22 protein-coding genes are annotated in these 25,315 nt (G+C 70.9%); 16 read left to right on the top strand and 6 right to left on the bottom strand.

The window, feature by feature from the left end:
- Nucleotides 1–14 precede the first annotated feature (14 nt).
- Complete coding sequence (locus BM109_RS03875) at nucleotides 15–260, bottom strand: hypothetical protein (RefSeq protein ID WP_093340698.1); 246 nt, start codon at nucleotides 258–260, stop codon at nucleotides 15–17.
- Between the two features lie 169 nt (nucleotides 261–429).
- Between BM109_RS03875 and BM109_RS03870 the strand changes: the two genes are divergently transcribed.
- The 11 genes from BM109_RS03870 to BM109_RS03820 all read left to right on the top strand — a co-directional run bounded on the left by BM109_RS03870 (nucleotide 430) and on the right by BM109_RS03820 (nucleotide 13,955).
- The gene (locus BM109_RS03870) at nucleotides 430–1,947 is read left to right on the top strand and encodes an efflux transporter outer membrane subunit (RefSeq protein ID WP_093340696.1); all 1,518 of its coding nucleotides are present in this window, start codon (nucleotides 430–432) and stop codon (nucleotides 1,945–1,947) included.
- Nucleotides 1,948–1,951: 4 nt separating this feature from the next.
- On the top strand, nucleotides 1,952–3,196 hold the full coding sequence (locus BM109_RS03865; RefSeq protein ID WP_093340694.1) for an efflux RND transporter periplasmic adaptor subunit: 1,245 nt from the start codon (nucleotides 1,952–1,954) through the stop codon (nucleotides 3,194–3,196).
- Nucleotides 3,193–6,354: an efflux RND transporter permease subunit gene (locus BM109_RS03860; protein ID WP_093340692.1), complete on the top strand. Its 3,162-nt coding sequence runs from the start codon at nucleotides 3,193–3,195 to the stop codon at nucleotides 6,352–6,354. Before BM109_RS03865 ends, BM109_RS03860 begins: the two co-directional genes overlap by 4 nt.
- A 44-nt stretch (nucleotides 6,355–6,398) precedes the next feature.
- Complete coding sequence (locus BM109_RS03855) at nucleotides 6,399–7,085, top strand: heavy metal response regulator transcription factor (protein WP_057597212.1); 687 nt, start codon at nucleotides 6,399–6,401, stop codon at nucleotides 7,083–7,085.
- The gene (locus BM109_RS03850) at nucleotides 7,082–8,458 is read left to right on the top strand and encodes a heavy metal sensor histidine kinase (protein WP_093340690.1); all 1,377 of its coding nucleotides are present in this window, start codon (nucleotides 7,082–7,084) and stop codon (nucleotides 8,456–8,458) included. The genes BM109_RS03855 and BM109_RS03850 overlap by 4 nt, the downstream gene beginning before the upstream one ends.
- 153 nt (nucleotides 8,459–8,611) lie before the next feature.
- On the top strand, nucleotides 8,612–9,550 hold the full coding sequence (locus BM109_RS03845; RefSeq protein ID WP_093340688.1) for a DedA family protein/thiosulfate sulfurtransferase GlpE: 939 nt from the start codon (nucleotides 8,612–8,614) through the stop codon (nucleotides 9,548–9,550).
- 25 nt (nucleotides 9,551–9,575) lie between these two features.
- Nucleotides 9,576–10,532, top strand: a complete 957-nt coding sequence (locus tag BM109_RS03840) for a phosphotransferase family protein (protein WP_093340686.1) — start codon at nucleotides 9,576–9,578, stop codon at nucleotides 10,530–10,532.
- Nucleotides 10,533–10,575: 43 nt separating this feature from the next.
- Nucleotides 10,576–11,958, top strand: a complete 1,383-nt coding sequence (locus BM109_RS03835) for a cache domain-containing protein (RefSeq protein WP_177239237.1) — start codon at nucleotides 10,576–10,578, stop codon at nucleotides 11,956–11,958.
- A 49-nt stretch (nucleotides 11,959–12,007) separates the two neighbouring features.
- Complete coding sequence (locus BM109_RS03830; RefSeq protein WP_093340682.1) at nucleotides 12,008–12,661, top strand: response regulator; 654 nt, start codon at nucleotides 12,008–12,010, stop codon at nucleotides 12,659–12,661.
- A gap of 312 nt (nucleotides 12,662–12,973) precedes the next feature.
- Nucleotides 12,974–13,264, top strand: a complete 291-nt coding sequence (locus BM109_RS03825) for an HU family DNA-binding protein (RefSeq protein WP_093340680.1) — start codon at nucleotides 12,974–12,976, stop codon at nucleotides 13,262–13,264.
- A 151-nt stretch (nucleotides 13,265–13,415) separates the two neighbouring features.
- On the top strand, nucleotides 13,416–13,955 hold the full coding sequence (locus BM109_RS03820; RefSeq protein WP_093340678.1) for a C40 family peptidase: 540 nt from the start codon (nucleotides 13,416–13,418) through the stop codon (nucleotides 13,953–13,955).
- Nucleotides 13,956–13,964: 9 nt separating this feature from the next.
- Here the strand turns inward: BM109_RS03820 and BM109_RS03815 are convergent, their stop codons facing one another.
- Nucleotides 13,965–14,324, bottom strand: coding sequence for a hypothetical protein (locus BM109_RS03815; protein WP_093340676.1), 360 nt, complete (start codon nucleotides 14,322–14,324; stop codon nucleotides 13,965–13,967).
- A 233-nt stretch (nucleotides 14,325–14,557) separates the two neighbouring features.
- Between BM109_RS03815 and BM109_RS03810 the strand changes: the two genes are divergently transcribed.
- Genes BM109_RS03810 through BM109_RS03800 form a run of 3 tightly spaced genes read left to right on the top strand, consistent with a single transcriptional unit; the run spans nucleotide 14,558 to nucleotide 17,685 of the window.
- On the top strand, nucleotides 14,558–16,636 hold the full coding sequence (locus tag BM109_RS03810) for a carbon starvation CstA family protein (RefSeq protein WP_093340674.1): 2,079 nt from the start codon (nucleotides 14,558–14,560) through the stop codon (nucleotides 16,634–16,636).
- Between the two features lie 26 nt (nucleotides 16,637–16,662).
- On the top strand, nucleotides 16,663–16,899 hold the full coding sequence (locus BM109_RS03805) for a YbdD/YjiX family protein (protein ID WP_093340672.1): 237 nt from the start codon (nucleotides 16,663–16,665) through the stop codon (nucleotides 16,897–16,899).
- A 60-nt stretch (nucleotides 16,900–16,959) separates the two neighbouring features.
- A complete protein-coding gene (locus tag BM109_RS03800; RefSeq protein ID WP_093340670.1) occupies nucleotides 16,960–17,685 on the top strand; it encodes an SIR2 family NAD-dependent protein deacylase in 726 nt (241 codons plus the stop codon).
- A gap of 376 nt (nucleotides 17,686–18,061) precedes the next feature.
- On the opposite strand, the gene BM109_RS03790 is transcribed toward BM109_RS03800, so the two are convergent.
- From BM109_RS03790 to BM109_RS03780, 3 genes are all read right to left on the bottom strand, one after another.
- Nucleotides 18,062–18,520, bottom strand: a complete 459-nt coding sequence (locus BM109_RS03790) for a GNAT family N-acetyltransferase (RefSeq protein ID WP_093340668.1) — start codon at nucleotides 18,518–18,520, stop codon at nucleotides 18,062–18,064.
- 58 nt (nucleotides 18,521–18,578) lie between these two features.
- Nucleotides 18,579–19,844: a DUF1835 domain-containing protein gene (locus tag BM109_RS03785; protein ID WP_093340666.1), complete on the bottom strand. Its 1,266-nt coding sequence runs from the start codon at nucleotides 19,842–19,844 to the stop codon at nucleotides 18,579–18,581.
- Nucleotides 19,845–19,988: 144 nt separating this feature from the next.
- Nucleotides 19,989–22,454 (bottom strand): YadA family autotransporter adhesin, encoded by a 2,466-nt coding sequence (locus BM109_RS03780; protein WP_093340664.1) that lies wholly within the window; start codon nucleotides 22,452–22,454, stop codon nucleotides 19,989–19,991.
- A gap of 230 nt (nucleotides 22,455–22,684) precedes the next feature.
- Between BM109_RS03780 and BM109_RS03775 the strand changes: the two genes are divergently transcribed.
- Together BM109_RS03775 and BM109_RS03770 are read left to right on the top strand one after the other, a co-directional pair.
- Nucleotides 22,685–23,341, top strand: coding sequence for a TetR/AcrR family transcriptional regulator (locus BM109_RS03775; protein WP_256222328.1), 657 nt, complete (start codon nucleotides 22,685–22,687; stop codon nucleotides 23,339–23,341).
- Complete coding sequence (locus BM109_RS03770; protein WP_093340662.1) at nucleotides 23,338–24,570, top strand: glycosyltransferase; 1,233 nt, start codon at nucleotides 23,338–23,340, stop codon at nucleotides 24,568–24,570. Before BM109_RS03775 ends, BM109_RS03770 begins: the two co-directional genes overlap by 4 nt.
- Here the strand turns inward: BM109_RS03770 and BM109_RS03765 are convergent, their stop codons facing one another.
- The gene (locus BM109_RS03765; protein WP_256222327.1) at nucleotides 24,571–25,284 is read right to left on the bottom strand and encodes a hypothetical protein; all 714 of its coding nucleotides are present in this window, start codon (nucleotides 25,282–25,284) and stop codon (nucleotides 24,571–24,573) included. It abuts the gene before it with no gap.
- Nucleotides 25,285–25,315: the final 31 nt, after the last annotated feature.

The raw sequence follows: 25,315 nt of genomic DNA, 5'->3' as shown, positions 1-25,315 counted from the left end.
AGGCGCCTTGCGCCTCAGCGCCAGCCGCGGTGCCAGCCCGCGTGCGGGTTGTACCAGCCCCAGCCGTAGTGCGGGTGGTAGCGCCAGCCCCAGCCGGGGCCGGGCGAGACATAGGTCGGGCCGATGATCGCCACGCCCACTGGCGGTTCGATCGGCGCGGCATACACGGCCGCGCCGTGCACCGGCCCCACCGGTGCCACCACGCAGGCACTGAGACTGGCCGCCGCGACGAGGGCCGCGGCGATCAATGAGAGTTTCATGGGTTGCTCCTGAAGAACGAGTCGTTGAAGGCTTCGGCCTCTTCAATGCCGCGGCCGGTGCGCGAGCCGACGCGGCGGCGGTAAAGATTTCTTAGCGCGCGCCAACTGACAGCTTTGTCAGGAAGTCGACAGCGAGCGGTTGGAAGGCGCGGCCTAGAGTGGCCGCACCATGGCTCGCTCCGCTGCATCCTCCTTCCCCGACCTTCCGCGCCGCGCCCTGCGCGCGCCCGCCGCGGCCGCGCTGGCCGCGCTGCTGATCGCGGGTTGCGCGGTCGGCCCCGACTACGTGCGGCCCTCGATGGAGCTGCCCGCGGCCTACAAGGAAGACGGTGCGTGGAAGACCGCCACGCCGCAGGCCATCGATCCCTCGCATCCCTGGTGGGAGGCCTACGGCGACGCCACGCTGAACGCGCTGGTGGTGCAGGCCAATGCCGCCAACCAGAACATCCGCCAGGCCGAGGCCCAGTACCGCGAGGCGCGCGCACTGGCCTCGGCCGCGCGCGCCGGCTTCTATCCCACCCTCGGCCTCAACGCCGGCGCCAACCGCGCGCAGACCAACAGCACCGGCAGCATCGAGCGCCGCACCACCGACACCCTGGGCCTCGCCGCGAGCTGGGAGCCCGATGTCTGGGGTGCGGTGCGCCGCTCGGTCGAGGCCGGCGACGCCAGCACGCAGGCCAGCGCCGACGACCTCGCGGGCGCGCGCCTGAGCATCCAGACCACGCTGGCGCAGGACTACCTGCAGCTGCGCGCCATCGACCTGCAGCGCGCGCTCTACGCCACCACCACCGCCGCCTATGCGCGCGCGCTCGAGCTCACGCAGCACCAGTACGCGGCCGGCACGGTGCTGCGTTCCGACGTGGCGCTGGCCGAGAGCCAGCTGCGCACCGCGCAGGCGCAGGGCGTGGACCTCGAGGCGCAGCGGGCCCAGCTCGAGCATGCGATCGCGGTGCTGACCGGCCAGGCGCCGGCGCGCTTCACGCTGGCCGCGCTGCCGGCCAGCGAGAACCCCGCGCTCGCCAATGCGGGCACGCTCGGCGTCCAGCTGCCGCTCGCGCCCGCGGGCCTGCCTTCGGAACTGCTCGAGCGCCGCCCCGACATCGCCGCGGCCGAGCGCCGCGTGCAGGCCGCCAATGCGCAGATCGGCGTGGCCAAGGCCGCGTACTTCCCGCAGATCGTGCTGAGCGCGAGCGGCGGCTTCAGCGCCGGCAAGCTCGCTTCGCTGTTCGATACGCCGAGCCGCGTCTGGTCGCTGGGCGCGGTGCTCGCGCAGACCGTGTTCGACGGCGGCCTGCGCAAGGCCCACAGCGAGCAGGCCGTGGCCGCCTACGACGCCTCGGTCGCGCTCTACAAGCAGACCGTGCTCGGCGGCTTCCAGCAGGTCGAGGACAACCTCGCCACCCTGCGCGTGCTCGACCACGAATCGCAGCTGCAGGCGCAGGCCGTGCAGGCCTCGCAGACGGCCGAGCGCCTCGCGCTGGCCCAGTACCGCGCCGGCACCGCCACCTACCTGAGCGTGGTGACCGCGCAGCAGCTCTCGCTGACCAACCAGCGCACGGCCGCGCAACTGCTGGCGCGCCAGCTCGCCGCCAGCGTGGCGCTGATCGCGGCCACCGGCGGCGGCTGGCATGCCGATGCCACCGAGGCCGCCACCACCGCCGCCGCTGCAACGACTTCCGGAACCTGATGCCATGACGAATCCCGCTCCTTCCCACACCGGCCCCGCCAGCGACGACGCCGGCCCCCCCGCGCGACGCAGCGTCGCCTGGTTCGCCGTCGCCGCCTTCGTCGCCGTGCTCGGCGGCGGCGCCTGGACCCTGGGCCACAAGGCCTCGGCCGCCACGCCCGAGGCCAAGGCGCCACCGGTGCTGGTGACCACCGCGCCGGTGCAGACGCAGGACGTGCAGGTCTACCGCGGCGGCATCGGCACCGTGGCCTCGATGGCCACCGTCACCGTCAAGGCGCGCATCGACGGCCAGCTCGACAGGATCGGCTTCGTCGAGGGCCAGGACGTGAAGGCCGGCCAGATGCTCGCGCAGCTCGATCCGCGCACCTTGCAGGCCCAGCTCGCGCAGGCCAGCGCCACCCAGGCGCGCGACCAGGCGCAGCTCGAGAACGCGCGCGCCGACCTCGCGCGCTACACCACGCTGATCGCGCAGGACGCGGCCACCAAGCAGCAGCTCGACACCCAGAAGGCGCTGGTCAGCCAGCTCGAGGCCACCGTCAAGACCGATGCCGCGCAGGTGCAGTTCGCGCAGGTGCAGCTGAGCTTCACGCGCATCGACGCGCCGATCGACGGCCGCGTGGGCGCGCGGCTGGTCGACCCGGGCAACATCGTGCATGCGGCCGACACCGGCGGGCTGGTGGTCATCAACCAGATCGACCCGATCGCGGTGCAGTTCACGCTGCCCGAGGACGCGGTGCAGGACATCAACCGGCTGCAGCCCAAGGGCGCGGCGCCGCTCTCGGTGGTGGCCTATGACCGCGCCGGCACGCAGCTGCTGGGCACCGGCAAGCTGATCCTGCTCAACAACCAGATCGACACCACCAGCGGCACGGTGCAGCTCAAGGGCAGCTTCGCCAACCCGCAGCACACGCTGTGGCCCGGCCAGTACGTCAACGTGCGGCTGCAGCTCGACCGCCGCGCGGGCGCGCTGACCGTGCCGGCCGCGGCGGTGCAGCGCAGCCAGGACGGCACCTACGTCTGGGCCGTCGATGCCGAGAACAAGGCCAACTCGGTGCCGGTGCACGTGGTGCAGATCGCCGACGGCACGGCCGTGCTCGACCAGGGCGTGGCCGCCGGCCAGCGCGTGGTGGTCGACGGCCAGTACAAGCTGCGGCCCGGCGCCACGGTGGCCGAGAACAAGACCGCGGCCAAGGCCGCGCCCCCGGCCGCCGCGGCCGGCGCCGGCAACGCGAGCGGGGTGCGCAATTGAGCATTTCCGCCGCCTTCATCAAGCGCCCGATCGGCACCACGCTGCTCGCGCTGGCCATCCTGCTGGTCGGCGCCGCGGTGTTCCCGCTGCTGCCGGTGGCGCCGCTGCCGCAGGTCGACTTCCCGACCATCCAGGTCTCGGCCAACCTGCCGGGTGCCAGTCCCGAGACCATGGCCTCGAACGTGGCGCAGCCGCTGGAGCGCCAGTTCTCGCTGATCGCGGGCCTGTCGCAGATGACCTCGACCAGCGGCCTGGGCAGCACCCAGATCACGCTGCAGTTCGACCTCGACCGCAACATCGATGCCGCCGCGCTCGACGTGCAGGCCGCCATCAACGCCTCCACCGGCCAGCTGCCGGCCAACCTGCCGAGCCCGCCGACCTTCCGCAAGGTGAACCCGGCCGACTCGCCGATCCTGATCCTGTCGGTGCAGTCGAAGACGCTGCCGCTGACCGAGGTCAACGATTACGCCGACAACATCCTCGCGCAGCAGATCTCGCAGATCTCGGGCGTGGGCCTGGTCAACATCGGCGGCGCGCAGAAGCCGGCCGTGCGCATCCAGGTCGACCCGGCCAAGCTCGCGGCGCTGGGCCTGAGCCTGGAGGACGTGCGCACCGTGCTGTCCTCGGCCACCGTCAACGCGCCCAAGGGCACGATCGACGGGCCGAACCAGAGCTTCACGGTCTACACCAACGACCAGCTGCTCAAGGCCCAGCCCTGGAACGACGTGGTGCTGGCCTACCGCAACGGCGCGCCGATCCGCGTGCGCGACCTCGGCGTGGCGGTCGACGGCCCCGAGAACGCGAAGATCGCGGGCTGGGCCTATGCCGGCGCCGCCGCGCCCGAGGGCAGCACGGTGCAGAACGGCCGCTCGATCGTGCTGGCGATCACCAAGCAGCCGGGCGCCAACGTGATCGAGACCGTGGACCGCATCAACGCCGCGCTGCCGCGGCTCAAGGCCTCGATCCCGCCGACGGTGGACGTCAACGCCATCATCGACCGCACCCAGACCATCCGCGCCTCGGTCAAGGACGTGGAGTTCACGCTGCTGCTGACCATCGCGCTGGTGGTGGCCGTGATCTTCGTGTTCCTGCGCAACGTGCCGGCCACGCTGATCCCCAGCGTGACGGTGCCGCTGGCGCTGCTGGGCACGGTGGCCGTGATGTACCTGCTGGGCTACAGCCTCGACAACCTCTCGCTGATGGCGCTGACCATCGCGGTCGGCTTCGTGGTCGACGACGCGATCGTGATGCTCGAGAACATCTACCGCTACGTCGAGGAGGGCATGGCGCCGCTGGAGGCCGCCTACAAGGGCGCGGGCGAGATCGGCTTCACCATCGTGTCGATCTCGGTCTCGCTGATCGCGGTGTTCATCCCGCTGCTGCTGATGGGCGGCATCGTCGGGCGGCTGTTCCGCGAGTTCGCCGTCACCGTCACGCTGACCATCGTGGTGAGCGTGGTGATCTCGCTCACGCTCACGCCGATGCTGTGCTCGCGCTTCCTCAAGAACGAGCATGCGCGGCGCCATGGGCGGCTCTACCTGCTGTTCGAGCGCGGCTTCGACGCCATGCTCAATGGCTACAAGCGCGGGCTGCACGTGGTGCTCGACCACCAGTTCATCACCTTGATGGTGTTCATCGCCACCGTGGTGGCCACGGGCGCGCTGTTCGTGGTGATCCCGAAGGGCTTCTTCCCGCAGCAGGACACGGGCTTCATCTCGGGCTTCGCCGAGTCGGCGCAGGACGCCTCCTTCGCCTCGATGAATGCGCGCATGCTCGAGCTGGCCGACGTGGTGCGCAAGGACCCCGACGTGACCGGCTTCGGCATGAACGGCAGCTCCTCGACCTACAACACCGGCAACTTCTTCATCAGCCTCAAGCCCAAGGACGAGGGCCGCACCGCCAATGCGGACGAGATCATCGCGCGGCTGCGCCCGCAGCTCGCGAAGGTGCAGGGCGTGAACCTGTTCCTGCAGGCCGGGCAGGACATCCGCGTGGGCGGGCGCTCCTCGCGCACCCAGTACCAGTACACGCTGACCGACTCGAACCTCGACGAGCTCAACACCTGGGCGCCGCGCCTGCTGGCCAAGCTGCGCCAGGTGCCCGAGGTGACCGACCTGGCGACCGACCAGCAGAACGCCGCCGCCTCGGCCGTGCTGACCATCGACCGCGACCGCGCCTCGAGCTTCGGCATCTCGCCGGCCGCGATCGACGCCACGCTGTACGACGCCATCGGCCAGCGCCAGGTGGCGCAGTACTTCACGCAGCTCAACAGCTACCACGTGGTGCTCGAGGTGACGCCCGCGCTGCAGCAGGACCCGGCGCTGTTCAGCAAGCTCTACCTGAGCTCGCCGATCACCGGCCAGCAGGTGCCGCTGTCGACCTTCGTGAAGGTCGACACCAGCAAGACCGCCTACCTCTCGATCAGCCACCAGGGCCAGTTCCCGGCCGTGACGATCTCGTTCAACCTCGCGCCCGGCGCCTCGCTGGGCCAGGCGGTCGACGCGATCAAGGCCGCGCAGTCCGAGATGGGCATGCCGCAGTCGCTGACCGGTGCCTTCCAGGGCACGGCCCAGGCCTTCCAGGATTCGCTGGCCTCGCAGCCCTACCTGATCGCGGCGGCGCTGGTGGCGGTCTACATCGTGCTGGGCCTGCTCTACGAGAGCTACATCCATCCGCTGACGATCCTCTCGACCCTGCCCTCGGCCGGCGTGGGGGCGCTGCTGATCCTGATGGCGGGCGGCTACGACCTCAGCGTGATCGCGCTGATCGGCATCATCCTGCTGATCGGCATCGTCAAGAAGAACGGGATCATGATGATCGACTTCGCGCTCAAGGCCGAGCGCGAGCAGGGCATGAAGCCGCACGAGGCGATCTACCAGGCCTGCCTGCTGCGCTTCCGCCCGATCATGATGACCACCATGTGCGCGCTGCTCTCGGGCCTGCCGCTGATGCTGGGCCACGGCTCGGGCTCCGAGCTGCGCCGGCCGCTGGGCTACGCGATGGTCGGCGGGCTGGTACTCTCGCAGGCGCTCACGCTGTTCACCACGCCGGTGGTCTACCTCTACCTGGACCGCGCCCACTACTGGTACCTGCGCCGCAAGGAAGCGCGCCGGATCCGCAAGGGCGGCCAGGCACCGGCGGCAGCCGAGGCGCATTGAGCACCGGAGACAACGCACCGCCTCGCATCGCAGCACGCCACGCCATGAAGATCCTGATCGTCGAAGACGAGTTGAGAACCGCCGACTACCTCTCGAAGGGGCTGACGGAGCAGGGCTGCGCGGTCGACATGGCGCACAACGGCATCGACGGCCAGCACCTGGCGCTCACGCACGACTACGACGTGATCGTGCTCGACGTGATGCTGCCGGGCCAGGACGGCTTCTCGGTGCTGCGCGGGCTGCGCGCCGTGAAGCAGACGCCGGTGATCATGCTGACCGCGCGCGACCGCGTGGAGGACCGCGTCAAGGGGCTGCACGAGGGCGCCGACGACTACCTGGTCAAGCCCTTCTCGTTCCTCGAGCTGCTCGCGCGGCTGCAGGCGCTGAACCGGCGCGGCCGCAAGCAGGAGCCGATGCAGCTGCGCATCGCCGACCTGCAGATCGACCTGCTCGCGCGCAAGGCCTTCCGCGGCGCCACCCGCATCGACCTCACGGCCAAGGAGTTCGCGCTGCTCGCGGTGCTGGCGCGGCGCCAGGGCGAGATCCTCTCGAAGACCGCCATCGCCGAGCTGGTGTGGGACATGAACTTCGACAGCAACACCAACGTGGTCGAGGTCGCGATCAAGCGGCTGCGCGACAAGATCGACGTGCCTTTCTCGCCCAAGCTGCTGCACACCATCCGCGGCATGGGCTACGTGATGGAGCTGCGCGAGGACGGCGCCACGCCATGAAGCGCTCGATCGCCGCGCGGCTGGTGCTGATGTTCGCGGCGGCGGCGCTCGCCACCTTCGCGCTGATCGGCGCGGCGCTGCAGGGCGTGCTGCTGCGCGAGCTCGAGCGCCACCAGTACGAGGAGCTCGACACCACGGTCAAGAGCCTGCAGTTCTGGATCCAGGCCATCGGCACGCCCGAGCGCTGGTCGCGCGTGCAGGCGCGCATGGACGCGCTGACGCCCGAGGACGGCAGCACCCGCTTCTGGGTGCTCAGCGACGATCCGCGCTTCCAGTACGGCAAGGGCATGGCCGAGATCGATGCGCTCACGCGCGAGACCGGCCGCAGCCTGCTGCTGCCCGGCGAGGAGAAGCCCTACCGCACGCTGTCGGCCCACATCCCGCCGTTCGAGCAGCGCCCGGCCGTGCGGCTGATCGTGGGCAAGAACACCGAGCCCTATGCGCGCACGCGCCGCACCTTCCTCACGGCGCTGGTGTCGCTGGGCCTGGGCGCGGTGCTGGTGGTGGCGGCCGCCGGCTACTGGATCGCGCGCGTCGGCCTGCGCCCGCTCGACCAGCTCTCGCGCGAGGCGCAGGCGCTGCGGCCCAAGATGCGCTCGCAGCGGCTGCGCTCGGGCGCGCTGCCGGTCGAGCTATCGGGGCTGGCCGAGGCCTTCAACGGCGCGCTGGCGCGGCTCGAGGAGGCCTATGGCCAGCTCGAGGCCTTCAATGCCGACGTGGCGCACGAGCTGCGCACGCCGCTGGCCAACCTGATCGGCAGCACCCAGGTCGCGCTCTCGCGTCAGCGCAGCGCGCCGCAGTTCGAGGAGGTGCTGCAGGCCAACCTCGAGGACCTGGAGCGGCTGCGCTCGATCGTCAACGACATGCTGTTCCTCGCGCGCGCCGACCGCGGCGAGGTCGCCACCGGGCTGGTGCTGACGCCGGTGGCGCAGGAGGTGCGCAAGACCATCGAGTTCTTCGAATTCGTGCTCGAGGAGAGCGGCGTGCAGGTCGAGATCGAGGGCGACGTGCTGGCCGAGGCGCAGCTCGAGACCGCGCTGTTCCGCCGCGCCATGTCGAACCTGCTGCAGAACGCGATCGAACATTCGCCGCCGGGCGCGCGCATCGCCGTGCGGCTGCGCGAGACGCCAGCGGCGACCTGGATCGGCGTCTCGAACCCCGGCGCGCCGATCGCCGAGGCGCACCTGCAGCACCTGTTCGACCGCTTCTACCGCGTCGATGCCGCGCGCAACGACGGCGGCGAGCACCATGGCCACGGGCTCGGGCTGGCGATCGTGCGGGCCGTGGCCAGCATGCACGGCGGGCAGGTCGCCGCGGCCAGCGCGGACGGCGTGAATACCTTCGAATTCAGCGTCGCCCGGCCGGCGGCCTGAACCCGTCGCGCGGGGGCCGGCCATGACCCCCGGAACGCGCCGCAACCCGCATGGCCAATGGCCTCCCGGCGACAGGCCCTTGCGCCATGCCGCAGAATCCATGCCGCCCATGACCACGTTCGCACCCTCTTTCGCCATCACGGAGCCGTTGCCATGGCACAGCTGATGTCGCTGCTGGTGCAGAACGCGATCCTGGTGGTGTTCGCCGCCAGCTTCGCCGCCCGCCTGGGCCTGCCGGTGCCGGCGGCCGCGGTGCTGGTGGTCACCGGCGCGCTGCTCGCGGCCGGCGACATCTCGCTGGCCGGCGTGGTGCTCGCGGCGGTGGCGGCCAACCTGCTGGGCGACGGCGCCTGGTTCTATGCCGGCCGGCGCTTCGGCTACCGCTTCATGCGCCTGCTGTGCCGGATCTCGCTGGCGCCCGACTCCTGCGTGCGCCGCGGCGAATCGCTGATCGGCGACTGGGGCGGCCTGTCGCTGGTGGCCGCCAAGTTCGTGCCGGGCGTGTCGGTGGTGGCGCCCCCGATGGCGGGCGCGCTCGGCATGTCGGTGCCGCGCTTCATCGGTTTCGACATCGGCGCCGCGCTGATCTGGACCGGCCTGTTCCTCGGCCTGGGCTGGGGCTTCCGCAACCAGATCCAGGACGTGCTCGCGGTGATGGCGCAGGCCGGCGGCATCGCCACCATGGCGCTGGGCGCGCTGCTGGTCGTGTTCCTGGTGGTGCGCTGGTGGCGCCGCCGCGCCTTCATGCGGCTGACCGGCATGCCGCGCATCTCGGTCGACGAGCTGCACGAGATGCTCGCGGGCGACGAGCCGCCGCTGGTGATCGACGTGCGCGGCGCGGCTGGCCAGCAGGTCGACCCGCGCCGCATCCCGGGCGCGCTGTCGTACACGCTCAAGGCGCTGCAGCAGCGCGGCCTCGACCTGTCGGCCGCGGCCGGGCGCGACGTGGTGCTGTACTGCAACTGCCCCAACGAGGTGTCGGCCGCGCAGGCCGCGCGCGTGCTGCTGGCGCGCGGTGCGCGGCGCGCGCTGCCGCTGACCGGCGGGCTCGATGCCTGGGTGGCCTCGGGCCGGCCGACCTCGCCGCATTGACCGCCTGCGCGGTGCGGCGCGTGCCATGACCAGGACCCGCGTGCCCGCGCCTTCCATCGTCGCCGCGCTCGAGCACGCGCTGGGCCCGGTCCATGGCTTCGTGCCGCTGGCCGAGGGCCAGGAATCGCAGGCCTTCGCCTTCCGCGCCGAGGGCATGGGCAGCGCGGCCCAGGCCGAGCACGTGGTGCGCATCCACCGTTCGCGCGAGGGCTTCGACAAGGACGACTTCGCGGCGCGCCGCTTCGCGCGGCCGGGGCTGCCGGTGCCCGCGGTCACGGCCATCGGGCGCATCGAGGACCTGTCGTTCGACCAGAGCTTCGAGGGCCCGTTCTTCGGCAAGCCCTTCTATTGCGTGTCGCGGCGCCTGCCGGGCAGCACGCTGCAGGACCTGCCGATCGACATGCTGTCGCTGCTGGCCGAGCCGCTCGCGCGCACGCTCGAGCACCTGGCCGCCAGCGACCTCGCGGGCACCACCGGCTTCGGCCGCTTCGACGCCAACGGCACCGGCGAGCATGCGAGCTGGCGCGCTTTCCTCGATGCGGTCGCCGAACGCGACTGGAGCGCGGCGCGGCTCGATGCGCAGGCCCTGTGGCGCGTCGAGCGGCAACTGGCGATCGTGCGCGGCCTCGCGCCGTCCTGCCCCGAGGTCCGCCGGCTGGTGCACGGCGACTTCGGCTCGAACAACGTGTTGACCGACGGCCGCGAGATCACCGGCGTCATCGACTGGTCGGAGGCGCTGTTCGGCGATCCGCTCTACGACGTGGCCAACATCTTCTTCTGGCGCCCCTGGCTCGCCTGCATGGAGCAGCAGGCGCGCCACTTCGAGCAGAGCCTGCCGGCCGACCCCGGCACGGCCGAGCGGCTGCGCTGCTACCAGCTCCACATCGGCCTGCGGCAGATCCACGACTGCGCGCTGGCCGGCGAGGCCGAGGACCTGCTGTGGGCGCTCGAGCGCAACGCCCGGATCGCCGGCCAGGCCTGAGCCGGGGCCGCCGGCGGGGGCGGTGGTAGTCTTCGCGCCCGAGATGAACCTGCGCACCAAGATCGTGGCCCTGGCCGTCGCACCGCTGCTGGTGGCGCTGGTGCTGGTCGCGCTCGCCGTGCGGCACCAGGAACACGACCTCGCGCAGCGCGAGCGCGCGCTGATCGAGCAGAGCTACATGACCCAGCGGCGCAACGAACTGCGCAGCTACGTCGATCTCGCGATCAGCATCGTCAAACCGCTGTACGACGCCGGCCAGGACGACGAGGCCACGCGCGCCGAGGCGCTGCGCCGGCTGGCCGCGCTCGACTACGGCGACGATGGCTACTTCTTCGTCTACGACCTGCAGGGCCGCTCGCTGATGCACTCGCGCCAGCCCGACCTCGTGGGCCAGGACCTCTGGGGGCTCAAGGATTCGAGCGGCCGCTTCACGATCCAGGACCTGATCGCGCGCGCGAAGGAGGGCGGCGGCTACGTCGAGTACGAGTGGCGCAAGCCCTCGAGCACGCAGCGCGCGCCCAAGCTCGGCTACGTGGTCGCGCTGCCGCGCTGGAACTGGATGGTCGGCACCGGCCTGTACCTCGACGACATGGAAGCCACCGTGCAGTCGCTCGACCGCCAGATCAGCGCCAACGTCACGACCACCCTGCTGTGGATCGCCGGCATCGCCGCGCTGTGCCTGGGCGTGGTCAGCGCCGGCGGCCTGCTGCTCAACCTCAGCGAGCACCGCGTGGCCGAGGCCAAGCTGCGCCTGCTCGCACGCCGCGTGGTGCAGTCGCAGGAGGAGGAGCGCGGCCATCTCGCGCGCGAGCTGCACGACGGCACCAGCCAGACCCTGGTGTCGGCCAAGCTGCTGATCGAGTCGGCCGTCGATGCGCTCGACCGCGCGCAGCATCCCGCGCCGCCCGCGCTGGGCAAGGCGCTGCAGCGGCTCAACGATTCGCTGACCGAGGTGCGCCGCATCTCGCACCGGCTGCGCCCCGCGCTGCTCGACACGCTGGGCCTGCCGGCCGCGCTCGAGCGGCTGGTCGACGAATTCGGCGAGGAGGGCCAGGGCTCGACCGCCGCCTCGCTGATGGTCGAGGGCGAGCCCTTCGAACTCTCGCAGGAAGTGAAGACCGCGCTGTTCCGCACCACGCAGGAGGCGCTGACCAACGTGCGCAAGCATGCGCTCGCGCACGAGGTGCACATCGCGCTGGCCTTCGGCGAACGCGAGGTGCGGCTCGAGGTCGGCGACGACGGCATCGGCTTCGACGTCGATGCCGTTCAGCTCGATCCGCGGCGCGGCATCGGCCTGCGCAACATGCGCGAGCGCGTGGCCTCGATCGACGGGCAGCTCGTGGTGCGCTCGGGCAGCGGGCGCACGCGCATCGTCGCGATCGTGCCCGCGGCGGCCGCGCGGGCCGTGGGCGGCGCCTCGGGCTGACCGCACCGCGCAACCCCTTCCTTCATCCACCCCAACGAATGCCCCGACGATGACGACCGCCAAGGCCCGCACCCCGGCTCCGATCCGCATCTTCCTGGTGGACGACCATCCGCTGGTGCGCGACGGCCTGCGCGCGCGGCTCGGCGCGCTGCCCGGGCTGGAGATCGCGGGCGAGGCCGGCAGCGCGGCCGAGGCGCTCGCGCAGATGGACAGCGTGCGGCCCGACCTGCTGCTGGTCGACATCGGCATGAAGGACATGAACGGCATCGAGCTCGCCGCGCTGCTGCTCGAGCGAGAACCCGCGCCGCACGTCGTGATGCTCAGCATGTACGACAACCCCGAGTACGTGCAGCGCGCGCTGCAGGCCGGCGCGCACGGCTACGTGCTGAAGGACGCGCCGGCGTCGGAGATCGTCGCGGCCATCGAGGCCGTGTCCGCGGGCGGTACCTTCCTGAGCCCGGCCGTGTCGAAGAAGCTGTTCCGCAACCAGACGCCGCGCCCGCTGCTCACGCCGCGCGAGAGCGAGATCCTTGCCGCGCTGGGCCGCGGCGAATCGAGCAAGCAGATCGCGCGCGACCTCGGCCTGAGCGTGCGCACGGTCGAGGCGCACCGCCAGAGCATCAAGCGGCGACTCGGGATCGAGGGGCAGGCCGAGCTGATCAAGTATGCGGTGGAGCATGCGCGGGAGTTCGAGCGGCGCTGAATGCGCCGCAAAAGTTCCCGTCTGCACGCAGTTGGCGCGAACTTCGGAGTTTCCGAACGAAACGGACGTAAACGAATGAGCGCGGGCCTCGCGCCGAGCGCACAACCTGCCTCCGCATGAGGTAGAACCGCAGCCTCGCCGCGCGGCGACGGATCGCTCCGAACCCGTGCATCGTTCACGCTGCCTCGCTTTCGCGTGCGTGCCGGCCGGAGGCCGGCGTAGCGCCCGTTAAATTCGAGCCGGTGCGTTCCCGCCGCTTCGCTGCGCGGGGGCGTCACCGAACTGTCATCCATCCACAAGGAATCACTCGTTTTGAACAAGACCGACCTCATTGCCGCCATTGCCAACGACACCAGCCTGAGCAAGGCCGACGCCGCCCGCGCCCTCGACGCGGCGCTCGACAACCTCTCGCGCGCGCTCGCCGGCGGCGACACGGTGCAACTGATCGGCTTCGGCACCTTCGCGGTGACCAGCCGTCCCGAGCGCACGGGCCGCAACCCGTCGACCGGCCAGCCCCTGACGATCAAGGCCAGCAAGGCCCCCAAGTTCACCGCCGGCAAGGCGCTGAAGGACGTGGTGAACGGCGTGGCGCAGCAGGCCTGATCCCGTGCTTCGCGGCGCGCGGTTCACGCGCGCTGCACCCAGCCCTCCGCGGGCCCGCGCATCCGATGCGCGTGGAACGCGGAGGGTTTGCTTTTGGCGCGCGGGCATTCGCGCTAGAGTGCGCGCACGTTCACAAGACCCGTCCATCGACATGCACGACGCACGCGCGCACGACCCCGGCCACCGCATCCCGACGCAACTGCATCGGTTCCTTGCCGCCGGGGCCTGCGCGGTGGCAATCCTGGCCGCGGGCTGCGCCAGCCGGCCCACGCCGCCGCCCTCGCCGTCGACGCCCACGGTGCGCAGCTCGCCGCTGAGCGACGAGCAGTCGAACAGCATCGCGATCCATGCATTGGGGCTGGTCGGCACGCCGTACCGCTACGGCGGCAACACGCCCGATGGCGGCTTCGATTGCAGCGGCCTGATCGGCTACGTCTACCGCGAGAGCGTGGGGCAGTCGACGCCGCGCACGGTGGCGCGCATGGCCTCGTTCGGGCAGGGCGTGCCGGCCTCCGAGATGCGCACCGGCGACCTCGTGATCTTCGGCGCGGGCACGCCGACGCACGCGGGCATCTACGTGGGTGCGAACCGCTTCGTGCATGCGCCCTCGACCGGCGGCGAGGTCAGGCTCGACCGGCTCGACGGCATCTACTGGTCGCGCCAGCCGGTACAGGTGCGGCGGCCCGGCTGAGCCGCGCGCTCACTCCTCGGCCTCGCGTCTTGCGCGCTGCTTGCGCCGGCGCCAGTCGGCCTGTTCGTCGTCCTCGGCCCAGCGCGCGAGCAGTGCGGCACGGGCCGTGCCGTGGGTCGCGCGCAGGGCCGCGGCATCGTCGCGGGTCAGGGGCAGCCAGTCGTTCGCCTGCATGAGGTAGAGCCACTGCGCGCCGCAATGGCTGCACGACGCGAGCCGCAGTTCGTGCCTGCCGGCGTGCCCGAGCAGCGCCTGCGTGCCCAGCGCGGGCGTGCCGCAGCAGGTCCACAGCAGCGTCATGTCGGGCCGGGCCCGCACCTGGCCGGCCCAGGCCGCGGCGCGGCGCCACAGGGCGTTGTTCGTGTTCATGCGCGTGCTCGCAGTGCTGGCATCGGAAATGCATCGAGTATGGAAAGCCGGGCATAAAAACGGCGTCGAATGCGCGGCGGGGTGCATCAAGAAGCCGTAAACGCCGCCGATCGCGCGGCCCCCGGGTTTTCCATTACGCAAAGCCACGCGCTCCGCCCGCGCGGTGCGACGGATGGCAGCGCGCGCGCATCCGGCAAGACTCCCGGGGTTCGACAAATCCGAGGAGACAAAGCATGCAGAGCATCCGCCGCCACCTGGTGTGGCTCGTCATCGCGGTGTTCGGCGCCTTCGCGCTGGGCACCGTGGCCCTCAGTCGTGGGGAAACGATCAACGCGATCTGGGTGGTCGCCGCCGCGATCTGCACCTACCTGATCGCCTACCGCTACTACAGCCTGTTCATCGCCGACAAGGTGCTGGGCCTGGACGGCAACCGCAAGACGCCGGCCCACCGCCACAACGACGGCCTGGACTACGTGCCGACCGACAAGAACGTGCTGTTCGGCCACCACTTCGCGGCCATCGCGGGCGCGGGCCCGCTGGTGGGGCCGGTGCTGGCGGCGCAGATGGGCTACCTGCCCGGATTGCTGTGGGTGCTCGCGGGCGTGGTGTTCGCGGGCGCGGTGCAGGACTTCATCGTGCTGTTCATCTCCACGCGCCGCGACGGCCGTTCGCTCGGCGACCTGGTCAAGCAGGAGATGGGCGTGGTGCCCGGCATGATCGCGCTGTTCGGCACCTTCATGATCATGATCATCATCCTCGCGGTGCTGGCGCTGATCGTGGTGAAGGCGCTGGCCGAATCGCCGTGGGGCACCTTCACGGTGGCCGCGACGATTCCCGTGGCGATCTTCATGGGCCTCTACCTGCGCTACATCCGCCCGGGCCGCATCGGCGAGGTGTCGATCATCGGCTTCGTGCTGCTGATGCTCGCGATCTTCGGCGGCCAGTGGGTGAGCCAGGACCCGGTCTGGGGCCCGGCCTTCACCTTCGACGGCAAGGCGCTGACCTGGATGCTCGTGGGCTACGGCTTCGTCGCCGCGAGCCTGCCGGTGTGGCTGCTGCTCGCGCCGCGCGACTACCTGTCGACCTTCCTGAAGATCGGCACCATCATCGCGCTGGCGATCGGCATCGTGGTCGTGGCGCCCACGCTGCAGATGCCTGCCGTGACGCAGTTCGCGCAGGGCAACGGCCCGGTGTGGTCGGGCAACCTGTTCCCGTTCCTGTTCATCACCATCGCCTGCGGCGCGGTGTCGGGCTTCCATGCGCTGATCTCCTCGGGCACCACGCCCAAGATGCTCGACAACGAGCGCCATGCGCGCTTCATCGGCTACGGCGGCATGCTGGCCGAGTCCTTCGTCGCCGTGATGGCGCTGGTGGCGGCCTCGTGCATCGAGCCCGGCATCTACTTCGCGATGAACAGCCCCGGTGCCCTGATCGGCACCACGGTGCAGCAGGCGGCGCAGACCATTTCGGGCTGGGGCTTCGTGGTCACGCCCGAGATGCTGCTGCAGACCGCCAAGGACGTGGGCGAGACCACCATCCTGGGCCGCGCCGGCGGCGCGCCCACGCTCGCGGTCGGCATGGCGCACATCCTGCACCAGGTGATCGGCGGCCAGGCCATGATGGCCTTCTGGTACCACTTCGCGATCCTGTTCGAGGCGCTCTTCATCCTCACGGCGGTCGATGCCGGCACGCGCGCGGGCCGCTTCATGCTGCAGGACCTGCTGGGCAGCTTCGTACCCGCGCTCAAGCGCACCGACTCGCTGCCGGCCAACCTGGTCGCGACCGCGCTGTGCGTGGCGGCCTGGGGCTACTTCCTCTACCAGGGCGTGGTCGATCCGCTGGGCGGCATCAACACGCTGTGGCCGCTGTTCGGCATCTCGAACCAGATGCTGGCCGCGGTGGCGCTGCTGCTCGGCGTGGTGGTGCTGTTCCGCATGAAGCGCGAGCGCTATGCCTGGGTGGCGGCGGCGCCGGCCGTGTGGCTTTTGGCCTGCACGCTGACCGCGGGCTGGCAGAAGATCTTCTCGAGCGATCCGAAGATCGGCTTCCTCTCGCATGCGGCCAAGTACAGCGAAGGCCTGGCCAACGGCGTGCTGGTGGCCCCGGCCAAGACCACGGCGGCGATGGAGCGCATCGTCTTCAACGACCGGCTCGATGCCGCGCTGTGCGCTCTCTTCATGTTCGTGGTGCTCAGCGTGCTGGTCTACAGCATCAAGGCCTGCATCGCGGCGCGCGCGGCCAACCGGCCGACCGCGCACGAGACGCCGTTCGAGCCGATGGGCGGCGCGGTGGCGGCGCGCGGCGCGCACTGAGTGCGCGAACCGCAAGGGAACGCACGATGCCCATCGATGAAGCGCTCGCCACCACGGAAGGCCGCGGCCTCGCGGACACCGGGCGCTACATCGCGCGCTCGATCCGGCAGTCGCTGCGGCTGATGGTCGGGCTGCCCGACTACGACGTCTACCTGAGCCACATGGCGGCCACGCATCCCGACCGGCCGCCGATGAGCTACGAGGCCTTCTTCCGCGAGCGGCTCGAGGCGCGCTACGGCGCGGGCAAGGGGCGCTGCTGTTGAGCTGGGCGAGAATGGTCCGCTGACGATCACCACGCTTCCGAAGGAAGCGTTTTTTCATTCATGCAAGAAGAGTTGGAGACGGCGATCGGCCTGCTGAACGCAAGCCGGCGCGTCGTCGTTTTTTCCGGCGCGGGGCTGTCCCGCGCCTCGGGCATCCCGACCTACCGGGACGCCGATGGGCTGTGGATGCAGCAGAACGCGATCCAGTTCTCGCATGCGGAGGACCTGGCGCGCGATCCGGCGGGCTTCACGAAGTTCTGGGCGCAGCGTCTGGCCGTGATCGAGGAGGCGGCGCCGAATCCGGGGCATCGGGCGCTGGCTGCGCTGCAGCGGTTGCGGCCGGCTACGCGGCTGATCACGCAGAACGTCGATGGGCTGCTGACGCAGGCGGGATGCATGGACGTGCTGGAGCTGCATGGGAATTTGCGGCGGTGGCGGTGCGATCGGTGTGGGAATCGGCATGGGCCCTGGCCCTTTCATCGCTGTCTGCGGTGTGGGGGGCATGCGCGGCCGGATGTGGTGATGTTTGGGGAGATGTTGAATCCGGGGGTGTTGATGGATGCGCAGGAGGCTTCGGTGGACTGCGATCTGTTCGTGCTGGTCGGGAGTACGGCGGTGGTTTATCCGGCGGCGGATTTGCCTGTGTTGGCGATGGGGCACGGGGCTGCTTTGATCACGCTGAATCTCGAGCCTGTTGGGCATCTGGATGATCGGGCGCGTGTTGTGTTGAGAGGGGCTTCGGAAGTCTTGTTGCCGTTGATGGTGGATGGGTTGGGGGTGGGGTGAGATTGCAGGCCGGGATTTCGCCCCGGCGGGCGAGTCACTTTCTTTTGCTTCGCCAAAAGAAAGTAACCAAAGAAAAGGCGACCCACTGTCTGCGACCCTCCGCTTCGCTACGGGCAACCTGCGGTGCTCGCGTTTCGCGGGGTCTCGCAGAACTCGCTTCGCTCAAACAGCTGCGAGCCCTTATCCGCGAAACGCTGCGCTCCTCGGCGCAGCCAGAGGGGGTGGCTCGGGCCTTTGCTTCGCTCGGCGTTGCAATGCCGCTCGGGCCATCGCTTCGCTCGGCGTCTTGTTCCCTCTCCCTCTGGGAGAGGGTTAGGGTGAGGGCTCCGGGCCTCGCAATTGGACCGGGCCTGTCCATCGCTGTACTCGCACGGCGCTACGACGCGGCAGGAAAGCGGTGGTACATGAAGTACTTGCTGTCCTGTTCCCAGCCTTGCCGTTCATAGAGCTGCTGCGCCGACACGTTCTCGCGTGCGACGTTCAGCGAGATGCGCGCGGCCCCCAGCGACCACGCATACGACTCAAGAGCCGAGAGAAGACGCGAGCCGACACCCTTGCGGCGCCCGGCCGCGGCGACGAACAGGTCGTTGAGGATGAACACGCGCGTGAGCGAGACCGACGAGAAGATCGGGTAGAGCTGCGCGAAGCCCACGGGCACGGTGCCGTCGTGGCAGAGGAAGACCACCGATTCGCCATGGTCGAGGCGCTCGCGCAGGAAGGCGCGCGCGGCGGGCAGGTCGCCGGGCTGGCCCTGGAACTGGCGGTACTGGTCGAACAGCGCGGCCAGTGCATCGAGGTCGGCCATCACGGCCTGGCGGACGGAGATCGGGGTCATGGGGCTGTCGGATGAGATGAAGCGCGCAGGGTAGCAAAGCGCCCCGCGTGCTGCGGACTCAGCGAGGCTCGCCGCGCCACACGGGGCGCAGTGCATCGTCGATCGCCCAGTGCGCCTGGCGGGGCTCGATGCGCACGCCGCCGATCCAGCGTTCGTGGCTCGCATGGTCGATCCAGTACCTCTCGCCCGCGAGCACGCGCCGGCCCAGTGTCGTGAGTTCGAGCGGGCGCCGGGGCCAGTCGCGCTGTGCATCGGATTCCACGATCAGCGGCTCGGCCGCATCGATCAAGGGACGCACGAGCGCATGGAACATCAGGTCGCCGAGAAAGGGCAGCGGCTCGCGATGCTCGTTGAGTTCGGCGTAGACCTGGCCGAACGCAAGCCGGCCGTATTCGTCGATGGTCTGGAGCACCAGGCGCTCGGTCAGCGAGAGGCCGTCGCGCAGCGAGGGCAGCTCCTGCAGTTGCCGCCGCAACGCGGGCGCGAGGAAGGGCAGGGCGGGCGTCTCGCCGTGCGCGATGTCGGCCCAGGCTTCGGGCGAGGGCGCGCGGTAGGCGCGCCATGCGTTGCGCGCGAGTTCGAGCGCAGGTGCATCGATGGGCCTGCGGCGCGGCCACAGCCAGGCCAGCACGGCGGGTGCGAGCTGGCCGATGCCGATGAAGCGGTCGACGCCGGGCACGCGATCGATCTCGATCAGCTCGAGCTTCGCGGGCAGGCGCTCGAGCCGCGCGAGCACGGCGATCAGGAACAGCTGGTCGTAGGCATCGGCCTCGCACCAGAGCACGGCGCGGCTTGCATCGGGCAGGCGCGCGAGCGCTTCGTATTCGCCGCGCATGCGGCCGCGTGCATCGTCGGGCGGCAGGCCGAAGGTCCGGGCGACGAAGGCGCTGCGCGTCTCGATGAAGGCGGCTTCGGGCTGCTCGGGCACCGGGCCCATGCACAGCGGGTCGGCGAACATGTGGAAGGCGCCGCGGAAACCGGCGAGCTGCAGGGTGTGGGCGATGTCGTTGCCGCAGCGCCAGTGCCGGGTGCCGGCCTCGTCGTCGGCCACGAAGCCCGGATGGGCCGCGGCGAAGTCGACCGCGTCGACATGGGCCTTGAGCCGGGGCCAGCTCGCGAAGCCGAGCTCGCGCGCGATCAGCCATTGGGCGTCGGCCAGCCGTGGTACCGAAGCGCTCCGACGCGAAGGAAGGGACGGTGGCGCAGCGGCGCTGCCATCGGCGAGCCGTGCAAGCAGTTCCTTGGCGCGCTTGCGCTGCTGCTCGAGGTTGATGTGGCCGCTGCGGGCCGAGGCGCGATGGGTGTCGCGAGGGGTGTTGGACATACGAACTCCAGTGTCGGCCGTGTCCGCTGTCTGGCCGGGAGTCGCATGGGCATGCGATGGGGGGTGAAACCTGGGCGCAGCCCTTTCCGCGGACGGGAGGCGTGGAAGACGCCGGTCCGCATTCTAGGACGCGCCTCGGCCTCGCTACCAGGCGTAGCCGACCTGCACCCGCGTGGCCACGTGGTTGGCGCTGCCGCTGGTTCCGGTCGACACGCCCAGCCCCAGGTTCAGGCGCTCGCTGACCTGGTAGCCGAAGGCCATGCCCAGCGCGGAGGCGCCCGCGTAGTTGCCGACCGCGGCGCCCACCCAGCGCTGTCCGGGCGCGAGCATGGGGATGCCGGGCATGGCCAGTGCCGATGCGATGCCCTGCGCGGCGAAGCTGCGGACTTCGTTGGTCGCGGTGGCGACGGCCTGCTGCATCTGGCCGAGGTTGACGGCATCGCCGGGCAGCACGCCCGGCGCGACGTTGGTGATGGTGCGCGCGAGCCCGGTGGCCTGGTTGCCCACCGACACGCTGTTGTCGCGCGTGGCGACCGACCCCTGGCCCAGTGCCACGGCATTGCGGCCGGTGGCGAGCGTGTTGGCGCCGAGCGCGACCGAATCGTTGCCGAGGGCCTGGGCGTTGTTGCCGACCGCGGTGGTCGGATCGGCCAGCGCGCGCGCGCCCGCGCCGATGGCGACCGAGCCCGCATGGCTGGCCTGCGCGCCGTTGCCGACCGCCACGGTGTCGTTGCCGTTGGCCTGCGCGTTCGGGCCGAAAGCGGTGGCGCCCTGGCCGCTGGCGCTCGCGCCCGTGCCGCAAGTGACGTTGCCGCCCGAGAAGCTGCACAGCCCGTTCGAAAACGCCTGGTTCATCAGTGTCTGCAGTGCCATGACCTGCTGGCTGGTGAAGTTGTTCGCGCTGCTGATCGCGCCTTGCTGGGCCTGCTGCACCTGGCCCACGTTGGCGGCGTCGGTGGCGGCCTGGCCCGCGCGCACGTTGCCGATGAGGGTGCCGGCGCCGCCGTTGGCATTGAGCGAGACGCTGCCGCCGCCCGCGTCGTACTGCACCGAGTTCTGCGCCAGGCCGAGCGCGTTGTCGGCGGTGCCCTGCGCCTTGTTCGCGCTGGCCTGCGCCGCATTGGCCGCGCCGAGCGCCGTGTTGGCCGTGCCCTGGGCCGAGGCCGCGGCGACACCGGCCGCGTTGGCCGTGCTCTGCGCCTGCGCGGTCGAGGTCGACAGGCTGGCGACCGAGTTGGCGGTGGACGTCGACAGCGTGGCCACGCCGGTCGAGAGGTTGTTCAGACCGGTGTTCAGTGTCGAGACGCCGGTGGAGAGCGAACCGATGCTGGTGGAGGTCGATGCCGACAGCGCGCCGACGCTGGTGGAAAGAGAGCCGATGCTGGTGGCGGTCGAGGTCGACAGTGCGCCGACGCTCGTGGAGAGCGAGCCGACGCTGGTGGAGGTCGAGGTCGACAGTGCGCCGACGCTCGTGGAGAGCGAGCCGATGCCGGTGGACGTCGACGCCGACAGCGCATCGACGCTGGTGGACAGCGCGCCCACGCCGGTGGACAGCGAGCCGATGCTGGTGGACGTCGATGTCGACAGCGTGCCGACCCCGGTCGACAGGTTCGCCACGGCTGTCGACAGGCTCGAGGTGTCGAGCACCGCCGTGCTCAGGCTCTGGCTCAGTCCGTAGACCTGGCCGCCGGTCACGGCGTCCGTGCTGCCGGCGGCGATGTTGCCGGCGCCGACGTTGGTGATCACGCGCGTGGTGCCGTTGCCGCCGACCGAGACCGTGTTGTCGCCGCTCGCGACCGAGCCCTGGCCCAGCGCCACCGAGTTCTTGCCCGAAGCCAGTGCGCCGTTGCCCAGCGCGGTGGCGTTGTCGGCCGTCGCGCGTGCGCTGTTCATGCCGGCGTTCGAGCCGCCGATGGCCGTCGTGTAGTTGCCGCTGGCCACGGCGCCGCTGGCACCCGACTGGCTGGGTCCCGTGCCCGAAGCGCCGCTGCCGATGGCCGTGCTGGCGATGCCGCTGGCCTGGGCGCCATTGCCGCCGTTGCCGCCGCGAAGCTCGTCGCTGACACCGCTGCCGCCGCTGCCGATGGCCGTGGCACCGCTGGCCGTGGCACTGGCGCCGTTGCCACCGACACCGCCCGAGAAGAAGCCGCTGCCGCCGCCACCGCCGCCGCCGATGGCCGTGGCGCCGCCGACGCTGGCGAGCGCGCCGCCGCCGCCGGCACCGGCGGAGTCGATGCTCGGCGCGTCGGCGCCGTTGGCGCCGATGCCGATGGCCACGGCGCCGTTCGCCGCGGTGCTGCCGCCGCCGCCGCCCGCGGACAACCAGGCCGGGCCCGCGCCCTGGCCCGGCGCGCCGCCTTGGCCCAAGTTGTTGGTCAGGTAGCCGTTGCCACCGGCCGCGCCCGGCGCGCCGCCCGCACCGCCCGCGCCGTCGCGGCCGGCACCGCCATTGCCGCCGCTGCCCAGTTGCACGCCTTGCGCGAGCACGGCCGATGGCGCGGCCGCCAGCAGCAGCAGGGCCGCGCTCAGGGCCGACAACGCGATGCCGTGCGAGCGCGGCCGCCGCGACGGGCGGGAGAAAGAAGAAGCAGCAGTGAGACGGCCGGACATGCGAACTCCCAGAATCGAGTCGTGAAAAAAAGACGGTTGCGAAACAGCGTGCGTACTCTGCGTGCAAGCCCATGGCCGCTCAATCCCCGAAAACAAGTAAAAAAGTTCGTGTGCTCCTCGGTCGGTACGTGGAGGACAGGTCGCTCCGGTCTGCCCGCGGACCGTTCGGCACCGAAGAGTTTTTAGACGTCGTATAAACTTGGACGACGTTCAATATCAAGGTAGCCACCTTGCCATCGCCCAAACTCCCCGAACCTCCCGGCCGCCGCGAGCGGCGGCGCGCGCAGACGCTCGACCACGTGGCGACCACCGCCATGCGGCTGTTCGAGACCCAGGGCTACGACGCCACCACGATGGAGCAGATCGCGCTGCGGGCGGACGTGGCCAAGGGCACGCTCTACAACCACTTCGCGACCAAGGAGGCGGTGCTCGCGCACTGGATCCACCTTGAGCTCGCGGCCGATACCGCGCGGCTGGCCGAACTGGTCGGCGCGCCCGGCGACTTCGAGGCGCGGCTCGCGCGCCTGCTCGAGGCCTCGGCCGAGTGGTCGCAGCGCCATCGCGCCTACCTGCTCGACTACTTCCGCTTCCGCTTCCTCAACATCGAGAGCGAGATCGACGGCGGCGGCGATCCCGAGGGCCGGCCGCGCGACCTCATCGGGCTGTTCGCGCTGCTGATCCGCGAGGCGCAGCACGAAGGCAGCCTGCGCGCCGACCTGGCGCCCGAGCATCTCGCGCAGCTGCTGCACCACCTGTACTTCGGCGCGCTGATGCGCTGGCTCACCGTGCCGGGCCTGGTGCTGGACGAGGAGTTCGCGGCGATCGTCGCGGTCTTCGTCGACGGCACGCGCGCCGCCGGCAGGCCCGCGAGGAGGAAGCGCGCATGAAGATCGCGGTCGTCACCTACGGCACCGAGGGCGATGCGCGTCCGCTCGCCGCGCTGTGCCATGCGCTCGACGCGGCCGGCCATTCGACCTTGCTGCTGGCCGATGCCTCCACGCTCGGCACCGCGCAGCGCCTGGGCGTGCGCTCGCAGGCGCTGGCCGGCGACATCCAGGGCGCGCTGGGCGCGAGCGGCGCGATCGCCAACGTGGTGGCGCAGAGCCACAACCCGGGCGCGGCCGCGAAGGCGCTCGCGGCCATCGCCAACGCCAATGCCGTGGCCTGGCTGCGCCAGACCGTCGAGGCGGCGCAGGGTTGCGATGCCATCGTGTCGGCGGGGCTCGCGGCCTTCGTCGGGCTCTCGGCCGGCGATGCGCTGCGCGTGCCGGTGATCGGCGCGGGGATGTTCCCGCTCACGCCCACGCGCGATTTCGCGACGCCCTTCGTGCCGCCCGCGAAGGTGCCGCGCTGGCTGCACCGCACCAGCCATCGCTTCGTCAATGCGATGCTGTGGCGCGCCTTCCGCCCGGCGATCAATGCGGCGCGCGCCGAGGTCTGCGGCCTGCCGGCACGCGGGAAGATGTGGGACGGGCACCCGATGCTCTACGGCTTCTCGCCGAGCCTGCTGCCGCGCCCGGCCGACTGGCCCGGCAACGCGGTGGCCTTCGGGCAATGGATGCCGCCCGCCAGCGCGTGGCAGGTGCCCGCGGCGCTGCAGGCCTTTCTCGACGCCGGCGAAGCGCCGGTCTACCTGGGCTTCGGCAGCATGACGGGCTTCGATGCGGTGCGCATGCGCGTGATGCTGGTCGAGGCGATGGCGGGCCGGCGCACGGTGTTCAACCCGGGCTGGAGCGGCATGGCGGTGCAGGGGCTGCCGGCCAACTTCCACGCGGTGGGCGACGTGCCGCACGACTGGCTGTTCGCGCGCATGGCGGCGGTGGTGCACCACGGCGGCTCGGGCACCACGCATTCGGCGGCGCGCGCGGGCGTGCCCTCGGTGGTGGTGCCGTTCGCGGGCGATCAGTTCTTCTGGGCCCACCAGCTCGCGCGCGCCGGCGTGGCCCCCGCGGCGGTGGCCGGCACGCGGCTGACGGCGCAGGACCTGGCGCGCGGCATCGCCTGGACCGACGACGCGGCGGTGCGCTCGCGCGCGCGCGAACTCGGCGAGCGCATGCGCGCCGAGCAGGGGCTGGCGCGCGCCGTGGCCTTCATCGAGGCCACGCTCGCGCGCTGATCAGGGGCGCACCAGCGGGATCTGCAGGTTGGTCGGCCGGTTCTGCTCGGTGTCGAAGCCGCGGCCGTCGATGTGGCGCGCGCCCCAGAACAGCATGTCGCCGCGCAGGTAGACGAGGTCGTACTCCATGAAATGGCGGCCCGCGGCCAGGCCGAAGGGCGCGAAGCTCTTGCCGAACACGCTCTGCGTGCCGTTGAGTTCCCACTTCGCATAGCCCTGGCTCGCCACCTGGTTCAGCAGGTCGGCGAAGCCCTGGATCAGCGGCGTGACCTCGTAGGCCTCGTCGGCCACGAAGTCCACCTTCTGCGCGCCGGCCGCGATCGGGTGCGCGCCGCGCCACAGCATGTGGCCCTTGATGAGGATGCGTGCGAGCGGCACGGCGCCGTTCGGGTCGGCCGAATTGACGATGGCGAGCTCGAAGCGGTCGTCGGGCAGGGCCTTGAAGGCACGCTTCAGGTAGAAGGGCTTGAGCGTGCCGTCGGCATTCTTCGCGGCACTGGGCCGGACTTCGGGCGCGATGCTGATCCAGTCGCCTTGCACGGCTTGTCGGGTCTGTTCCTCGGTCATGGGTCTGCTCTGGTTGGAAGAAGAGGGAAAAGGGGGAAAAGAGGGAAGGGCGTTCGGCGCCGTGCCGCAGCCGGCAAGCGCCGCCGCGCAGGCGACCAGCGCCGTGGTGAAGGCCTTGCGGCCATGCGATGCAAGCGTTGTAGCCATGGTCGGACTCCAGGGAGGCCGGCAGTGTGCG

The organism is Variovorax sp. PDC80, from assembly GCF_900115375.1.
Lineage (GTDB): Bacteria > Pseudomonadota > Gammaproteobacteria > Burkholderiales > Burkholderiaceae_C > Variovorax.
Note: the sequence above shows the minus strand (reverse complement) of the source record. Positions and strands in the feature narration are given on the sequence as shown.

Coding starts and splice junctions, on each gene's coding strand:
- BM109_RS03810 (WP_093340674.1), top strand. CDS start 14,558: ATGCAGAGCATCCGCCGCCACCTGGTGTGGCTCGTCATCGCGGTGTTC.
- BM109_RS03790 (WP_093340668.1), bottom strand. CDS start 18,520: ATGACCCCGATCTCCGTCCGCCAGGCCGTGATGGCCGACCTCGATGCA.
- BM109_RS03785 (WP_093340666.1), bottom strand. CDS start 19,844: ATGTCCAACACCCCTCGCGACACCCATCGCGCCTCGGCCCGCAGCGGC.
- BM109_RS03850 (WP_093340690.1), top strand. CDS start 7,082: ATGAAGCGCTCGATCGCCGCGCGGCTGGTGCTGATGTTCGCGGCGGCG.
- BM109_RS03870 (WP_093340696.1), top strand. CDS start 430: ATGGCTCGCTCCGCTGCATCCTCCTTCCCCGACCTTCCGCGCCGCGCC.
- BM109_RS03805 (WP_093340672.1), top strand. CDS start 16,663: ATGCCCATCGATGAAGCGCTCGCCACCACGGAAGGCCGCGGCCTCGCG.
- BM109_RS03835 (WP_177239237.1), top strand. CDS start 10,576: ATGAACCTGCGCACCAAGATCGTGGCCCTGGCCGTCGCACCGCTGCTG.
- BM109_RS03770 (WP_093340662.1), top strand. CDS start 23,338: ATGAAGATCGCGGTCGTCACCTACGGCACCGAGGGCGATGCGCGTCCG.
- BM109_RS03875 (WP_093340698.1), bottom strand. CDS start 260: ATGAAACTCTCATTGATCGCCGCGGCCCTCGTCGCGGCGGCCAGTCTC.
- BM109_RS03780 (WP_093340664.1), bottom strand. CDS start 22,454: ATGTCCGGCCGTCTCACTGCTGCTTCTTCTTTCTCCCGCCCGTCGCGG.
- BM109_RS03815 (WP_093340676.1), bottom strand. CDS start 14,324: ATGAACACGAACAACGCCCTGTGGCGCCGCGCCGCGGCCTGGGCCGGC.
- BM109_RS03820 (WP_093340678.1), top strand. CDS start 13,416: ATGCACGACGCACGCGCGCACGACCCCGGCCACCGCATCCCGACGCAA.
- BM109_RS03840 (WP_093340686.1), top strand. CDS start 9,576: ATGACCAGGACCCGCGTGCCCGCGCCTTCCATCGTCGCCGCGCTCGAG.
- BM109_RS03865 (WP_093340694.1), top strand. CDS start 1,952: ATGACGAATCCCGCTCCTTCCCACACCGGCCCCGCCAGCGACGACGCC.
- BM109_RS03845 (WP_093340688.1), top strand. CDS start 8,612: ATGGCACAGCTGATGTCGCTGCTGGTGCAGAACGCGATCCTGGTGGTG.
- BM109_RS03800 (WP_093340670.1), top strand. CDS start 16,960: ATGCAAGAAGAGTTGGAGACGGCGATCGGCCTGCTGAACGCAAGCCGG.
- BM109_RS03855 (WP_057597212.1), top strand. CDS start 6,399: ATGAAGATCCTGATCGTCGAAGACGAGTTGAGAACCGCCGACTACCTC.
- BM109_RS03830 (WP_093340682.1), top strand. CDS start 12,008: ATGACGACCGCCAAGGCCCGCACCCCGGCTCCGATCCGCATCTTCCTG.
- BM109_RS03765 (WP_256222327.1), bottom strand. CDS start 25,284: ATGGCTACAACGCTTGCATCGCATGGCCGCAAGGCCTTCACCACGGCG.